At 72.1% G+C, this 14954-nt stretch carries 13 protein-coding genes and 1 pseudogene; 9 read left to right on the top strand and 5 right to left on the bottom strand.

Going from position 1 to position 14954, the window contains the following annotated elements; genetic code table 11:
• The first annotated feature begins 86 nt into the window (after nt 1-86).
• Nucleotides 87-419, top strand: coding sequence for a cupin domain-containing protein (locus AC3EU2_RS09530; protein ID WP_488176062.1), 333 nt, complete (start codon nt 87-89; stop codon nt 417-419).
• A gap of 77 nt (nt 420-496) precedes the next feature.
• Here AC3EU2_RS09530 and AC3EU2_RS09525 read toward each other — a convergent pair whose 3' ends face one another.
• Complete coding sequence (locus AC3EU2_RS09525; RefSeq protein WP_488176061.1) at nt 497-1192, bottom strand: winged helix-turn-helix transcriptional regulator; 696 nt, start codon at nt 1190-1192, stop codon at nt 497-499.
• A 109-nt stretch (nt 1193-1301) separates the two neighbouring features.
• Between AC3EU2_RS09525 and AC3EU2_RS09520 the strand changes: the two genes are divergently transcribed.
• Complete coding sequence (locus AC3EU2_RS09520; RefSeq protein ID WP_488176060.1) at nt 1302-2303, top strand: alpha/beta fold hydrolase; 1002 nt, start codon at nt 1302-1304, stop codon at nt 2301-2303.
• Nucleotides 2296-3402, top strand: a complete 1107-nt coding sequence (locus AC3EU2_RS09515) for an FAD-dependent oxidoreductase (protein ID WP_488176059.1) — start codon at nt 2296-2298, stop codon at nt 3400-3402. The genes AC3EU2_RS09520 and AC3EU2_RS09515 overlap by 8 nt, the downstream gene beginning before the upstream one ends.
• A 63-nt stretch (nt 3403-3465) precedes the next feature.
• Here AC3EU2_RS09515 and AC3EU2_RS09510 read toward each other — a convergent pair whose 3' ends face one another.
• Both AC3EU2_RS09510 and AC3EU2_RS09505 read right to left on the bottom strand, forming a co-directional pair.
• The gene (locus AC3EU2_RS09510) at nt 3466-4077 is read right to left on the bottom strand and encodes a hypothetical protein (RefSeq protein ID WP_488176058.1); all 612 of its coding nucleotides are present in this window, start codon (nt 4075-4077) and stop codon (nt 3466-3468) included.
• 61 nt (nt 4078-4138) lie between these two features.
• Nucleotides 4139-6289 carry an MMPL family transporter gene (locus AC3EU2_RS09505; protein WP_488176057.1) on the bottom strand — a complete coding sequence of 717 codons (2151 nt, stop codon included), beginning with the start codon at nt 6287-6289 and terminating at the stop codon, nt 4139-4141.
• 236 nt (nt 6290-6525) lie between these two features.
• Here AC3EU2_RS09505 and AC3EU2_RS09500 point away from each other — a divergent pair, with 236 nt between their 5' ends.
• The 6 genes from AC3EU2_RS09500 (at nt 6526) to AC3EU2_RS09475 (ending at nt 12464) form a co-directional block, all read left to right on the top strand.
• Nucleotides 6526-7854, top strand: a complete 1329-nt coding sequence (locus tag AC3EU2_RS09500) for a wax ester/triacylglycerol synthase domain-containing protein (RefSeq protein WP_488176056.1) — start codon at nt 6526-6528, stop codon at nt 7852-7854.
• Between the two features lie 70 nt (nt 7855-7924).
• A complete protein-coding gene (locus AC3EU2_RS09495) occupies nt 7925-8806 on the top strand; it encodes a hypothetical protein (protein ID WP_488176055.1) in 882 nt (293 codons plus the stop codon).
• 2 nt (nt 8807-8808) lie between these two features.
• Nucleotides 8809-9534, top strand: coding sequence for a dienelactone hydrolase family protein (locus AC3EU2_RS09490; RefSeq protein ID WP_488179469.1), 726 nt, complete (start codon nt 8809-8811; stop codon nt 9532-9534).
• A gap of 131 nt (nt 9535-9665) precedes the next feature.
• Nucleotides 9666-11141: a DUF4389 domain-containing protein gene (locus AC3EU2_RS09485; protein ID WP_488176054.1), complete on the top strand. Its 1476-nt coding sequence runs from the start codon at nt 9666-9668 to the stop codon at nt 11139-11141.
• 57 nt (nt 11142-11198) lie between these two features.
• Nucleotides 11199-11699 carry a flavodoxin family protein gene (locus AC3EU2_RS09480; protein WP_488176053.1) on the top strand — a complete coding sequence of 167 codons (501 nt, stop codon included), beginning with the start codon at nt 11199-11201 and terminating at the stop codon, nt 11697-11699.
• 3 nt (nt 11700-11702) lie between these two features.
• Nucleotides 11703-12464, top strand: a complete 762-nt coding sequence (locus AC3EU2_RS09475) for an SDR family NAD(P)-dependent oxidoreductase (RefSeq protein ID WP_488176052.1) — start codon at nt 11703-11705, stop codon at nt 12462-12464.
• Nucleotides 12465-12481: 17 nt separating this feature from the next.
• On the opposite strand, the gene AC3EU2_RS09470 is transcribed toward AC3EU2_RS09475, so the two are convergent.
• A complete protein-coding gene (locus AC3EU2_RS09470) occupies nt 12482-13846 on the bottom strand; it encodes a GntP family permease (RefSeq protein ID WP_488176051.1) in 1365 nt (454 codons plus the stop codon).
• Nucleotides 13847-13970: 124 nt separating this feature from the next.
• A pseudogene (locus tag AC3EU2_RS09465) lies at nt 13971-14924 on the bottom strand (carboxylate-amine ligase); the annotation flags it as partial.
• Nucleotides 14925-14954 lie beyond the last annotated feature (30 nt).

The raw sequence follows: 14954 nt of genomic DNA, 5'->3' as shown, positions 1-14954 counted from the left end.
CAGGCGTCATCCAAGCCCCCATCATTGATCCCCGCCCATCCTTGACCGCGGAGCGGGGCCGCGACCAGGTGTGGCAGGGTCGGGGCATGGAGAAGACGTCGCTCACGGCCCTGGCCCGGCAGCAGCTCAAGATCGCGCAGCAGGCGTCCAGCGGGCGTGGGGCGGACACCGTCTATGGCGGCAACGAACACGTCCTGCGCCAGACGGTGATCGCGCTGGCAGCAGGTCGCCGCCTCGACGAGCACGAGAACCCGGGTGAGGCCACCGTCCACGTGCTGCTCGGTCGGGTGCGGCTCGCGTCAGGGGAACAGTCCTGGGAGGGTTCCCCCGGGGACCTGCTCGTCGTCCCTCAGGCCCGCCACAGCCTCGAGGCACTGGAGGACTCCGCGGTCCTCCTCACGGTGGCCAAGCACCGCTGAGGTTCGCTGGGTCCCCGCGACCACCGGGGTCTCGGGCCACCCGCGCCGAGGACCCGCACCGGGGGGTGGCCCTCGCCTCACCCCGCGCGCGCCGAGTGCACCGTGCTCGCGGCGGGCACGAACCACCTCGGCACACGCCGTAGCAGGTCAGGGTTGCCGCTGCCCCGCACGGAGCCGTCGTCGAAGCCGTCGGACCAGCTCCTCCTCCCCCTCGCGATCGCGAGCAGCGCGGGCAGGGAGGAGTCGAGGTAGACGTAGCGGCTGCCGTCCAGCAACGGGTCGGTCAGGCACCCGTAAGCCTCGCCCTGCTGCAGCACGAGCCAGTACCTCCGGTCGCGTCGGTGGTGCAGCCTCACCTCAAGGACGACGGGTCGCTCGGGTGCCCGGTCGAGGTCCGCACGCTGCGCCAGCCAGGCGAGCAGGACGTCGGGGTCGCGGTCCAGCATGTCGGGATCGTCCGGCAGCCAGGTGTCCGCCCAGTCCCGAAGCGTGGCGAGGGTGGGCATCAGACCCTGACCGACCGCGGTGAGGCGGTATGCCGGATGCGGGGCGCCGTCGTCGGCGTGCGACACCAGACCCAGGCTCTCCAGACGCCGAAGCCGATCGGCGAGGACCGAGCGGGAGATCCGGCCCGGTAGCCCGAGCGCGAGACCGTTGAAGCCCTGCGGTCCGAAGACCCCCAGCTCCCGCACGATGAGCAGGCTCCATCGGTCACCGAGGTGCTCGATGGCCTTGGTGAACGAGCAGTATCCGGGGATCTCACTCGAGCCCACGTCTTCAGTGTCCCACCGGGCGCGGCCCTGGGCAGTGCGAGATTCGAACTAGCCGGGAGGAGCGGGGGGACCGATCGTTCGAGGAGGACGAGCACGCGAAGGAGTGGCGATGACGGCACAGCTGAGGGGGTCGCGGGTCCCCGGTCACCCGGGCGCCCTGCACGAGCGGTACGACCGGATGGTCCGTGCCGCCGGCGCCGAGGGCCGCTTCATCAGGGCCGGGTCGGCGCGGGTCCACCTCATCGAAGCCGGGGACGGACCGGTCACCGTCCACCTGCACGGCAACAACACGTCCTCCCTGTCGCACCTGATGCTCCTCGAGCACCTCACGGGAGTGCGCTCGGTCCTCGTCGACCGTCCGGGGTTCGGGCTCAGTGAGCCGGTCGACGTCCCAGGAGCGTCCTTCCGGGACAGTGCCGTGCGGTTCATCGACGAGGTCCTCGACGGCTTGCGGGTCGAGTCGGCGGTCCTCGTCGGCGCCTCGGGCGGGGGAATCTGGGCGGTCTGGTATGCCCTCGCCCGTCCCGAGCGGGTACGCGGGCTCGTCATGCTCGGTTCGGTGCCACTGATGCCCGGCAGCCGCATCCCCCTGCCGATCCGGCTGCTGGCCACGCCGACGGTGGGCCCCCTCCTCACCCGTGCCGTGAAACCGAACCGGCGGATGGTGCTACGCCTGATGTCTTCGGTCGGCGAGGGCGAGACGATTCGGCGGTACCCCGACCTGCTCGACTCCATCGTCGACGCGGCACGGGACCCGGTCGCGGTCGCGGCGAACAGCGCGGAGCTCCGTGCCCTCTTCTCACCGCTCGGGCCGCGACCGGCCGCCCGCATCCGAGCGGACGACCTGCGCCGACTGGCGGTCCCCACCCTGATGGTCTGTGGCACCCATGACCCGGTCCTGCCGGTGGCGCAGGCGAAGGCCGTGGCCGCGTTGATCCCGCATGCCCGCCTCGAGCTGCTGCCGGCAGGACATGTGCCCCAGCTCGGGAACCCCCAGCGCGTGGCGGCACTTCTCGAGCGCTTCGCCCTCTCGCTCCCACGGGCCACCGACCGTGACGTCGTCTCCCCCGCTCGACGACCGCCTCCCACGAACGAGGAGAACCGTGGCTGACACGACACACGTGCTCGTCGTGGGCGGCGGGATCGCGGGGCTTGCCACCGCGCGGGCCCTCATCCAGCGAGGCGCCGAGGTCGACGTGGTCGAGCGGGCACCCCGTCGTTCGCACCCGGGCGCGGGGGTGTACCTGCCGGCGAATGCCGTCCGGGCCCTCGGTGCCCTGCAGGTCGGGGACGTCGTCCTCGACCGGGCCCACCCCATCAGCCGGCAGCGGTTCCTCGACCGGCGCGGGCGCGTGCTGCTCGAGGTCGATCTTCGCTCGGTGTGGGGGTCGGTCGGGCCGTGCGTCGCCATCAGCCACCGCGACCTCCACGAGGTGCTGGCCGACGGGATCCCCGTGCGGATGGGGACCACGGTCACGACACTCGCCCCCCGGGGCGCCCGGGTCCACGCGGTCCTCCACGACGGTTCCGCCCGTGACCACGACCTGGTGGTCGGCGCCGACGGCGTCCGCTCCTGGGTCAGGGACGCAGCCTTCGGAGGGGGCGAGCCACGGTTCCTGCACCAGGTGAGCTGGCGCTTCCTCGTCGAGGGATGGGACGCGATCACGTCGTGGACGGTGCACCTCGGAAGCCGAGCAGCCTTCCTCACGGTCCCGCTCGGACGAGGACTGACGTACTGCTACGCCGACGCCGACGCGCCCACCGGGGTCGACCCGGTCGCCGGCGACCCGGAGGCACTGGCACGCCGGTATGCCGGCTTCGCCCACCCGGTGCCCACGCTCGTCAACGAGTTCCTCGGCTCCGGTGGAACGCCCCACTTCACCCCGATCCAAGAGGTCGACCACACGCCCTGGGTGAAGGGGTCGACCGTGCTCGTCGGCGACGCCGCACACGCGATGTCACCCAACATGGCCGAAGGCGTCGGGATGGCACTGGAGGACGCGCTGGTCCTCGCCGACGTCGCGTCCCACCACCTCCCACTGACCCGCTACGAGGACCGGCGACGACCACGGGTGCGCTTCGTCCGCGCCCAGACGCATCGACGCGACCGCACCCGGGCCCTGCCCCGGCTCGCACGAGACACGGTGCTGCGGCTCGTCGGCCAACGGATCTTCCGCAGCAACTACTCCGCCCTCGTCCCGGATCCCTGACCCGGCGGCGGCGGTGGTGGCGATGGCGGCGGCCGTGCGGACCTCCACCCTCAACCCGGATGCCTAGGTGGAGGGCGACACCATCCAAGGGTCGCGCAGGTCGTAGAAGGTGACCTCGCCGACCTCCAGGTCGTTCATCTCCTGCATGGTCGCCGCCAGCTCGGCGGGGGGTTCGGTCTTCTCGCCCACCCTGGCCTCGGCCTCGGACGTGAAGTAGATCGCCATGACGTACCCCCCGTCGTCGCGGGTGAGCAGGAGCGAGCCGAGGATGTCGGGGCGGAAGCGGGCCCACGCTCCCGAGTCCGTCCCGGCCAGCTCACGAGCGCGGGCGGTGTCGCTGACCTGTCCTCGCATCACCTGGACGAACCCGGCGGTGTCCGGGTCGCCGACGAGGTCCTCGTCGACCTCGACGCTGTCGAAGAAGGTGGCCTCGCCGTCGAGGTTCGCCGCCAGTGAGTCCCACCACTCGCCCTGCTCGGGCCGGTCGCTGTTGGCGCGCGCCGCGTCCGCGGACTCGAAGCGGGCGAGGGCCACGAGGAGGCCGTCGTCGGTGATGCCGGCCGTCGATCCCAGCCATCCCTTCGCGTCACGCCCGGCTCCCGCCGGCCAGCTCTCGAGGGTGGCGCGGACGGCCTCCGCGTCGGTGACCTTGCCGGTGAACATCTGCGCGAACATCGCGACCTCCTGGTGCCTACTGGTTGCTGGTTGCTGGTTGCTCCGGACGTGGGTGCCACCCTCAGCGGGCCGCCTCCAACGTCGCGGCGGGCTGTGGCTCCTCCGACCTCGCCGGCGACTCCGCATCGAGCTCGGCGTCCCGCCGGGCGAGGGCGCTCGGCCACCACATCCGGCCCCGCACGTCGAGGTTGAGGGCGGTGACGAGGACCGAACGGACGACGAGGGTGTCGAGCAGGACGCCCAGGGCCACCGCGATCCCGATCTCGGCGAAGGCGACCAGCGGGAGGGTCGCGAGCACGGCGAACGTCCCCGCGAGCACGAGGCCGGCCGAGGTGATCACGCCACCGGTCGCGGCCAGCCCGACGAGGGCACCTCGGCGCGTGCCGATCTCCTTGGCCTCCTCGTGGACGCGGGTCATGAGGAAGATGTTGTAGTCGATCCCCAGCGCGACGAGGAACACGAAGACGAACAGCGGCAGGGACGAGTCCGCGCCGGCGAAGTCGAACACGTGCCGGAAGAGCAGCGCCGAGATGCCGAGAGCGGCCCCGAAGGACAGCACGACGGTGCCGATGAGGATGAGGGGGGCGGTGATCGCGCGCAGCAGCAGGACGAGGATCAGCAGGACGACCACGAGGATGAGCGGGATGATCCGCACGTTGTCGTCGGCGGCGGCGCGAAGGGTGTCGGCACGGGTGGCGGTGTCCCCGCCGGCGATCGCATCAGCACCGGACACGTCCGCGATCGCGTCGCGGATCCGGTCGATGCTCTCCGTGGCCGCGTCCGAGTCGGGGGCGTCGGCGAGGGTCGCCTGCAGAAGCGTGCGCTCGCCCTGCGTCACGGGCTCGGCGACCGAGGCCACGCCGTCCACCTCCTGCAGCGTGGTCCTGACCTCGCCGGCCGCGCCGGCGTTCGCCAGCACGAGGACCGGCGAGCCGGCCCCGGCCGGGAAGTGCTGGGCGAGCACCTCTTCCCCGACGACGGACTCCGTCTTGTCGTAGAAGGAGTCCTTGTTCTCCAGGCCGGTCGCGTTGAGCTGCAGGACGCCGAGGGAAGCCACTGCCAGCAGGACCGACGTCACGACCCAGGTGCGCCGCGGCGCGCGGGCGATGCGGGCGCCGACCCGGGCCCACAGGCCGTCACGCGTGTGGTCGGCCGAGCCGTACGACGGGCGCACCGGCCAGAAGATCCACCGCCCGCAGACGACGAGGATCGCGGGCAGCAGCGTCAACATGACGAGCAGCCCCACCGCGATGCCGATCGCCGCCACCGGCCCCAGTCCCTTGGTGGAGTTCATCGTCGCGACGAGCAGGCAGAGCATGCCGGCGATGACGGTGGCGCCGGAGGCGACGATCGCGGGGCCGGCCCGGTGCAGGGCGAACGCCATCGCCTCGTGCCGGTCCTCGTGCCGCCGCAGCTCCTCCCGGTAGCGGGCGACGAGGAGCAAGGCATAGTCGGTCCCGGCACCAAACACGATGACGGTGAGGATGCCCGAGCTCTGGGCGTTGACGGTGAGGGTGTCGTCCCTGGCGAGGAAGTAGATGACGCCCTGGGCGACGAAGAGGGCGGTGCCGGCCGAGACCACCGGGACGAGCCACAGCACCGGGCTGCGGTAGGTCAACAACAGGATGACGATGACGACACCCATCGCCGAGTAGAGCAGCTTGCCGTCGATCCCCGCGAACGCCTCCGAGGAGTCCGCCGCCAGGCCGACCGGACCGGTGACGTGCATGGACAGCCCGTCCGGGCGGTCCTCGGCGGCGGCCCGCAGTTCCTCGACGGTCGCGCCCAGCGAGTCCCACCCCTCCTCGCCGGCGTCGACCGGGACGATCACCTGCAGGGCCTCACCGTCCTGCGACGGGATGGGGCCGATGACGTCGGTCCGGACCTCATCGATGGCGCCGAACTGCGCGGCGTGGGCCGTGACCGCCTGCGTGTCCTCCGGGGTGAGGCCGCCGGGTCGCTCGTAGACGATGACCGCGGGGAACTCGTTCTTGCTCCGGAAGGCCTCGATCTGCCTCACCACCTGCGTGGACTGAGCGTCCTCGGGCAGCCAGGCGACCGCCTCGTTGTTGAGGACGTCCGGCAGCCTGCTCGACGGCCCGAACGCGGCGGCCAGCACGAGCACCCAGAACACCACGACGAGCCACTTGGTCCTCCGGGACGCCGGGAACCAGGCCAGCCTGCCCACGTCCGCGATCCGTGTCTGCGCCACCGCCATCGCCCTTTCCTCCGCGACGCCGCCCCTGCTCCACGGCGCACACTCGTTCCACGTTAGGGCGGCCCTTCCCGACCCGACAATGGTCGTTTCGGCCCGGTGGTGCCGCCGTCGGTGGTTCCTCCGGACTGGCCCCGACGGGGGACCTTCGGACCTTGTCCCGACACGAGGCCCCCTCGCAGGCTGGCGGCATGGGCGCATCGGTGGCAGGCGGCGCAAGACCGGCAGGTGCGGTGGAGCGCATCAGCGCCGGCGACGCGCTGCAGCTGGCCACGGACGTCGGTCCCGTCCCCATGAACATCGGTGCGCTCCTGACCCTCGGTCCCGGTGCGAGTGCCTCCCACGTCCAGCAGACGCTGCAGCGGCGCGCCGGGAAGATCCGCCGGCTGCGCCAGGTCCTCGTGTCTCCGCCACCCGGGCTCGGCCGGGCCTACTGGACCGACGACGTGGCGTTCGACGCCCGGTCGCACGTGACGACCCAGCACCTCCCGCGGTCCGGCGACGAGGACGCGCTGCTGGCGAGCGCCGTCGACGCCGTGACCCGACCCCTCCCGCGAAACCTGCCCCTCTGGCGGGCCGTCGTCCTCCATCGCGAGGATGGTGAGGCAGCGGCCGTCGTCGTCGTCCTCCACCACGTCCTCACCGACGGGGTCGGTGGTCTCGCCGTGCTCGACCGCCTCGTCGACGGGGGCGAAGGGGGGACCGCACCGACGGGAGCGTCGCGCGGAGCAAGCCCCGGCACACGCGATCTCCTGTCCGAGCGCGCGCGCGAGCTCGCGCGCGGCCTGCAGGACCTGCGGGACCTGCCGTCGAGCCTGGCCCGGCTGCGTCGTGGAGCGGCGGAGCTCGGACCCCGCCGTGGCCGCCGGGCGCCCAGGACCTCGATCAACCGGGCGACCGGTCCGCGGCGACGCATCTCGACGGTCAGCGTCGACCTGGACGGCGTGCACGTGACCGCTCGGCGTCACGGTGCCACCGTCAACGACGTCGCGCTCGTCGCCGTCACCGGCGCGATGGCCGAGGTCCTCCGCCGGCGGGGTGAGCACCTGCGGGAGCTCGTCGTCTCGGTGCCCGTCTCGGCCCGCGTGCGCACCACCGGCGGGGACCTCGGGAACCGGGTGGGGGTCATGCCCGTCCGGGTGCCGCTCTCAGGGTCGGTCACCGAGCGCCTCGAGGCGGTCGCCGCGCTCACGCGGGTGCAGAAGACCCAGACCCGCGGCGCCTCGGCTGCGCTCATCGGGCCGGCCTTCCGGCTGGTCGCCGCGACGGGCCTGTTCGCCCGGTTCATCAACCGGCAACAGCTCGTCAACTCGTTCCTCACCAACCTCCCCGGCCCACGTCGCGAGCTCACCCTCGCGGGAGTCCCGATCCGCCGGATCGTCCCCGTGACGACGACGGCCGGCAACATCGGGGTCTCCTTCGCGGCGCTGTCCTACGCCGGCTGGCTCACCGTCGTGGCGATGACGGACCCGGAGGTGGTCCCCGAGATCGGGCTGCTGACGACGTCGTTGCGACGCGAGCTGGAGACGCTGGCGCGAGCACCGAGGACGGTGCCGGCGTAGTCGAGCAGCCGAGGGCCACGGGACCAAGTGCCCTGTCCCAGCGGCGTCCTCGACACGCAGGCTTCTCGATGTGGACACCAGGACCGCATCGACAAACGCCCTCGGAACCGCGAGGACACACGCTCTCGGGCCCGCGACGGCCCTGGCCGTCGCGACGGCCGCTCTCGCGCTCGTGTCGGCCGTCTGGACGTTCGTCGACCCCGGTCTCCTCCACGGGCCGGCGGCGATGCAGGGGTCTGCCCGGGGGACGGCGCTCGTACTGGGAGTGCTGGCCGTCCCCGTGCTGCTCGGGTCCGTGTGGAGGGCGAGGCTCGGCTCGGAGCCCGCACTGGTCACGTGGGCCGGGGCGGTCCTCTACGTCGTCTACAACGCGGTGCTCTTCCTCTTCCTCACGCCCTTCAACGCGGCCTTCCTCGTGTACGTGGCCCTCTTCGGCAGCTCTCTGTGGGCGGCCGGCCACCTCGCGGTGTCGCCCCGGCTGTGGCAGGTCGCCCGCGACACGGCCCGCCGCGCCCCCGTCCGGGGAGTCGCCGTCTACGTGTGGGTGGTCGCCGTCCTCAACGCGCTCGCCTGGCTCGCCATGATCGTCCCGTCGCTCGGTGACCACCCGGCCCCCGTGCTCGAGGGCACCGGGGTGCAGACGAACGCCATCTACGTCCAGGACCTCGCGGTCTGGCTCCCCCTCGCAGCCGTGGCGGCCCTGTGGCTGTGGCGTCGGGAGGCCCGCGGTGCGCTGGTGGCCGGCGCGGTCCTGGGTCTGTGGGTCATCGAGTCCGTGAGCATCGCGGTGGACCAGTGGTTCGGCGTCCGCGCGGACCCGGACTCCCCCGTGGTGTCCCTGTCCGTCATCCCGCCGTTCCTCGTCCTCGCGGTGGTGGGTCTCGTGCCGCTCTGGCTCCTCCTGCGACCCGGGTCCCGCGCCACGCCGGGGCGTGAGGGGGACGCACCGTGACGATGATCCGGGTGCAGACCCGACAGGGCCGTATGCCGGCCTACTGCGCGGTGCCGACGACCTCACCTCCGTGGCCGGGCGTCGTGGTGGTCCACGACTTCACCGGGATGAGCCACGACCTGCGCTCGCAGGCGGATTGGCTGGCCGGTGTGGGCTTCCTCGCGGTCGCCCCGGACCTGTTCCACTGGGGCAGCCGGGTGCGGTGCCTGAGGACGATCATGCGCGACCTGGGGGAACGCCGTGGGCGGACCTTCGAGGACATCGACGCGGCCCGACGGTGGCTGGTCGCGCACGAGGGCTGCAGCGGGCGGGTTGGTGTCATCGGCTTCTGCATGGGTGGCGGCTACGCCCTCGCGCTCGCGCCGGAACCCGGCTACGAGGCGGCCAGCGTCAACTACGGCGGGTGCCCGGCCGACGCCGGATCGTGGCTGCCGGAGGCCTGCCCCATCGTCGGCAGCTTCGGCGGCGCGGACCGTTCACCCCTGGGCGCGGGCGCGGGACGACGGCTGGAGCGGCTGCTCGAGGACAACGACATCCCCCACGACGTGAAGATCTACCCCGGGGTGGGCCACGGCTTCATGAACGACCACGACCCCGCCGACGCGACCCTGATGCTGCGCTTCCTCGCCCGGGTCTCCGGCACGGAGTACGACGCCGAGGCGACGACCGACGCGCGCCGCCGGATCTGCGACTTCTTCGACATCCACCTGCGGCGCAGCCCGCCCTGACCGGAGGCAGCCCTGACCGGCGACAGCCTGACCGGCGAGACCGGTCGGCGGGCCGAAAGTCCCTAGCCGATCCCCCGTCGGGAGCGGAGCGTGGAAGGACAAGGACACCCGCACCGAAGGTCTTGGTCATCATGGCGGTCACCACTCCCTACGCACCCTCCCCCAGCCCGTACCCCGTCCACGTCGACGCCGTCGACCAGCCCGCCGTCTCCCGATGGCTGTGGCTCGTCAAGTGGCTCCTCGCGATCCCGCACTACGTGGTCCTCCTGTTCCTCTGGGCGGCCTTCGTCGTCCTCAGCGTGGTCGCGCTCTTCGCGATCCTCTTCACTGGCCGCTACCCGAGGGCGATCTTCGACTTCAACGTCGGGGTGCTCCGGTGGTGGTGGCGGGTGACCTACTACTCCTACGGGGCGCTGGCGACCGACCAGTACCCGCCCTTCACCCTCGCGGAGGACCCGAGCTACCCCGCACACCTCGAGATCGACTACCCCGACCACCTGTCTCGCGGCCTCGCGCTCGTCAAGTGGTGGCTGCTCGCGATCCCGCACTACCTCGTCGTCGGCGTCCTCGTCGGCAGCGGCGCGACCGTGGCCTGGCAGGCCGACAGCGACGTCCGGTGGGCCCTCGGTGGGGGCCTCGTGGGTCTGCTGGCGCTCGTGGCCGCCGTGGTCGTCGCCGTCACCGGGGCCTACCCCCGACCGCTCTACGACCTGCTGCTCGGTCTGAACCGCTGGGTCCTGCGGGTCGCGGCGTATGCCGGCCTGATGACCGACCAGTACCCGCCCTTCCGTCTCGACCAGGGGCCGCACGAGCCGCAGGGCCGCATGGACCTCACGTCGTCCGGTGGCCCTCCGCCACCTCCCCCGCCGGCCGGGTACCAGCGCGCGTCGGGCCAGCTCCCGACCGGGGGCGGCGCTCCCAACGCCCCCGGCGGCTGGGGCACCGGCTCCGTCCTCACCGTGGTCATCGGCACCCTCGCGGCCCTGATCTCCCTCGGGCTGCTGACCGGCGGTGTCACCACCCTCGTCGCGAGCAGCGTGGCCCGCGACGCGGACGGCTACGTCATGTCACGGGTCGAGCCCGTCGGCACGGACGGGCACGCGGTCGTCTTCAGCGACCTCGAGATCCACACCGCAGGTGCGAGGTGGGTGCCCGAGCAGGTCATCGGGGACGTCAAGGTGACGGTCACGTCCCGCGCCACCGGCGACGCGATCTTCTTCGGCATCGGTCCGGGGACGGACGTCGACACGTTCCTCGGCAGCGCGTCCTACAGCGTCGAGCGTGGGCCCGGCCTGGAGCCCCGCGAGGTCGCGGGGTCCGGCACTCCGAGCTCGCCCTCGTCGGTCGACTTCTGGGACGCCACCCGGGAGGGCACCGGGACGCAGGAGCTCGTGTGGACGCCGAAGGACGGTGACTGGTCCGCCGTCATCATGAACACCGACGCCAGCGCGGGCGTCACCGCCGACGTGGCCGTCGGAGCGACCTTCCCGTGGATGGGCCGACTCGGCGTCGGCCTGCTCGTGGCCGGTCTCCTCGTCGCCGCCCTCAGCGCGGTGCTGATCACGCTCGCCATGCGGGAGGTCGCTCGACCCTCCGCCCGCGCCTGACCCGACACACACCACAGTCCGACGTGCGCACGGCACGGACGCGAGAAGGAGAAGACGATGACGAAGGCATGGGTGGTCTACGAGTCGATGTTCGGCAACACCCGCGAGGTCGCCGAGGCGGTGGCCCAGGGCATCAAGGAGTCCGCCGAGGTCGAGGTGCACGAGGTGTCCGCGGCTCGGCCGCTGCCCGCGGACCTCGACCTGCTCGTCGTGGGAGCCCCGACCCACGCGTTCGGCCTGAGCCGGGCCTCCACCCGCGAGGACGCCGCCACCAAGGCCCATCGCGCGGTCGAGTCGGCGTCCATGGGCCTGCGTGAGTGGCTGGAGCAGCTGACCCCGGACGCGACCCCGCCCCGGTTCGCGACCTTCGACACCCGCGTGAACCACCCCCGGGTGCCGGGGTCCGCCGCGAAGAAGGCCGCCAAGCGGCTGCGCAAGCGTGGAGCGACGGCGCAGACGGACCCGGAGTCGTTCTGGGTGCACGGGACCGAGGGCCCCATGCTCGACGGTGAGCTCGACCGGGCCCGCACCTGGGGCAGCTCGATCGCGAAGGCCTGAGCTGTGAACAGCTACGGACTGGGCGGCAAGGTCGCCGTCATCACCGGAGGAGCGTCGGGCATCGGGAGGGCCTGCGCCCACGTCATGGCGCGCTCGGGTGCCGACATCTCCATCTGGGACCGCGACCAGGAGCACATCGACGCCGTCCTCAAGGAGCTCGAGGGGTTCGAGTGCCGCACCCACAGCGCCCTCGTCGACGTCGGTGACTCCGCGTCGGTCGACGCCGCGATGGAGTCCACCCTGGCCGCGCTTCACCACGTCGACATCGTCGTCGCCAACGCCGGCATCGGGGGCGAGGCCGTGAGCAGCGGCGACTACACCGACGACGCGTGGCACCAGGTGATCAAGGTCAATCTCGACGGCGTCTTCTACACCCAGCGTGCCGGCATACGGGCCATGAAGGAGTCCGAGCGCGGCGGGTCGATCATCAACATGGCCTCGATCCTCGGTGCGGTCGGCTACGCCACCGCGAGCGCCTACAGCGCCGCCAAGCACGGCGTCGTCGGCCTCACCCAGACCGCGGCCTGGGAGCACGCGGCCGACAACATCCGCGTCAACGCCGTGGGCCCGGCCTTCATCCGCACGCCGCTCCTCACGGCCAACCTCACCGAGGAGGTGTCGGCCGCCCTGGCCTCGCAGCACGCGCTGCAACGTCTCGGTGAGCCGGAGGAGGTCGCCGAGCTCGTGGCGTGGCTTGCCAGCGACGCCTCCTCGTTCGCGACCGGCACCTACTACCCGATCGACGGTGGCTACCTCGCCCGCTGAGGGCAGCCACAGGGCAGCTACAGCGCGGCGACGAGGCTGGCGACGAAGACCAGCGGCAGCGAGACGAGGGCTCCCAGCGACGTCGCCATCGTCAGGGTCTTGAGACTGCCCTTGGTCGAGAGCTCGAGCAGGGTGCTGAACATCCAGAAGAAGTTGCTGTTGACGTGCAGCGCGAACATGGCTCCCGAGGCGATGGCCAGCGCGATGACGACGGGGTCCACGCCGAGCGAGCCGACGACCGGCGAGATGATGCCGGCGGCGGTGATCGCCCCGACCGAGACCGAGCCGATGGCGAAGTGCAGCACCGCGGCGATGAACCAGGCGAGCAGGATGCTGACGATGACCGACGCGTTCTCGTCCGCGGAGAAGAGCTCCTTGAGGGTGTCCTGCATGCCGCTCTCGGCGATGACGGCACCCAGGGAGCCGCCGACGCCGGTGACGAGCAGGATCTCGCCGGTGGTGTGGAACCCGGCGGTGAGGACCTTGCCGACACCGTCCGCACCGAGGGACCGGCGCACCATGGTGAACGCGATGAGCAGGCCGATGAAGAGGGCCATGTTGGCGTCGCCGAGGAAGTCGAGGACGGGGTTCGAGACGTCGGCGACCTGGGCGATCGCCCCGCTCGCGATGAGGACCAACGGCACGAGGATCGGCAGCAGCCGCACGACCAGTGGCAGCCGGGCCGCTGTCTCGGCCAGCGGCACGTCCTCGGTCTCGCTGTGCGGGCGGTCGTCGACGATGACGGCATCGGGGTCGACGTCGGTCTCGGCGTTCCAGAAGCCGCGACCGAGGATGAGCCGGAAGAGGAACGTCGTGATGAGCGCCGTCGCGAGCCCGATCGGGAGCCCGTAGAGCAGGTAGGTCCCGAGCGGCACGTCCATGAGCCCGGCCACCGCGACCGCGGCCAGGCCGGGCACGACGAAGACGTAGCCGGAGAAGATCCCGATGCCCAGGGCCCCCGCCATCCACGGCAGCCCGAGGCGGCGGTCGACGGCCGGCGCCGACTCCTTGGCCATCGGGGCCGCGAGCACGACCTGCACGTCGACGTAGATCGACGGGAAGATCGTGGCGAGCGTGCCGGCCATCGCGTAGGGCAGGCGCTTGCCCACCCGCGTCGCGAGGATGCCGACGAGGTCGTTGAAGGTCCCCATCGCGTGCAGCAGCGCGCCGATGAGGACGCCGAACCCGATGAGCAGCCCGACCTCGGCCATGATCTCGCCGAAGCCGCCGGTGATCTGCTCGACGGTGCCGTCCGCGCCGAGACCGGTCGCGAGCCCCAGGTAGACGCACGCCACGAGGAGCGAGATCACCGGGTCGATCCTGACCTTGATGATGAGCAGGATGGCCCCGAGGATCGCGACGGCCGAGTGCAGGATCTCCATGGAGCTGTCCCATCTGGTGCGACCACCATCGCGCACCAGAGGTGGTCCGGAGCGGATCGGGGTGGTCCGGGTGGCGGAACCACCCTAGGGCGTCGACACCCCGTCCGCCCTGCTCAGTCGACGCTCAGTCGACGCGTCGACCGACGCGGAACGACGACAACCCGGGCGCCGGCGCAGCGGGGTCCACCTCGTCCCGCTGACGTCGTGCGGCGCCGCCCTCCCGGACCACGCGGTCGACGGTCTCCTTGACGAGTCCCAGGTCACCGACGTCCTCGAGCGCCTCCCGCGAGGCACGCATCAGCGACTCGACCGCGAGCGCGGCGGTCACGAGGTCACCCGTGGCGGGGTCGACGAGCCGTTCGGCGAGCCCGTGCCTGGCAGCCCGCCAGGCGGCCGCGCGCAGGGTGGAGGTGGGCAGGTCGGTCCGTCGGCCCGGCCCCTCCACCATCGTCGTCACGAGCGCACGACAGAGGGCGGCGACGGCCACCGCGACACCCGGGTCGGGGCAGACGTCGGTGACCCGCACCTCCACCGTGGGGTAGCGCGCCGAGAGCCGCGCGTCGTAGTACAGCATCCCGTCGTCGAACGCCCCGCCGACGTCGATGATCTGCCGCGCCGTCCGCCGGTAGGTGTCGACGTCGTGCCACACCTGCGTCGGGCCGGCGGTGGGCAGCTGCGACAGGACCACCGCGCGGAAGCTCGCGTGGCCGGTGTCGCGCCCCTGCCAGAACGGTGAGTTGGCGGTGAGCGCCGTGAGGACGGACAACCACGGGCGTATGCCGTCGAGCGCGACGATGCCCTCCTCCGGCGAGGCGACCGACACGTGGACGTGCGTACCGCACGTGAGCTGGTGCTCGGCGAGGTGCCCGAACTCGTGGGCGATCCGGGCGAAGCGCTCGGACTCGGTCGGCACCGGGTCGTGGGCACCGGGCCAGGTGCCCGAGGCCACCACGAGGCCGTCGTGTGCTGCGGCGAGCTCGCCGACCCGTTGACGCAGGCGGTCGATGTCCTGCGCGAGCTCTCCCATCGACGAGCACGGCCGCGAGGTGATCTCCACCTGCTCCTGCTTGAACTGTGTGCGCGTCCGGGTCGGCGGCGTCGGCGGCGA

It is taken from the genome of Knoellia sp. B-D-2 (assembly GCF_057714695.1).
The sequence above is the reverse complement of the archived record's forward strand: the minus strand, read 5'-3'. Positions and strand labels throughout refer to the sequence as shown.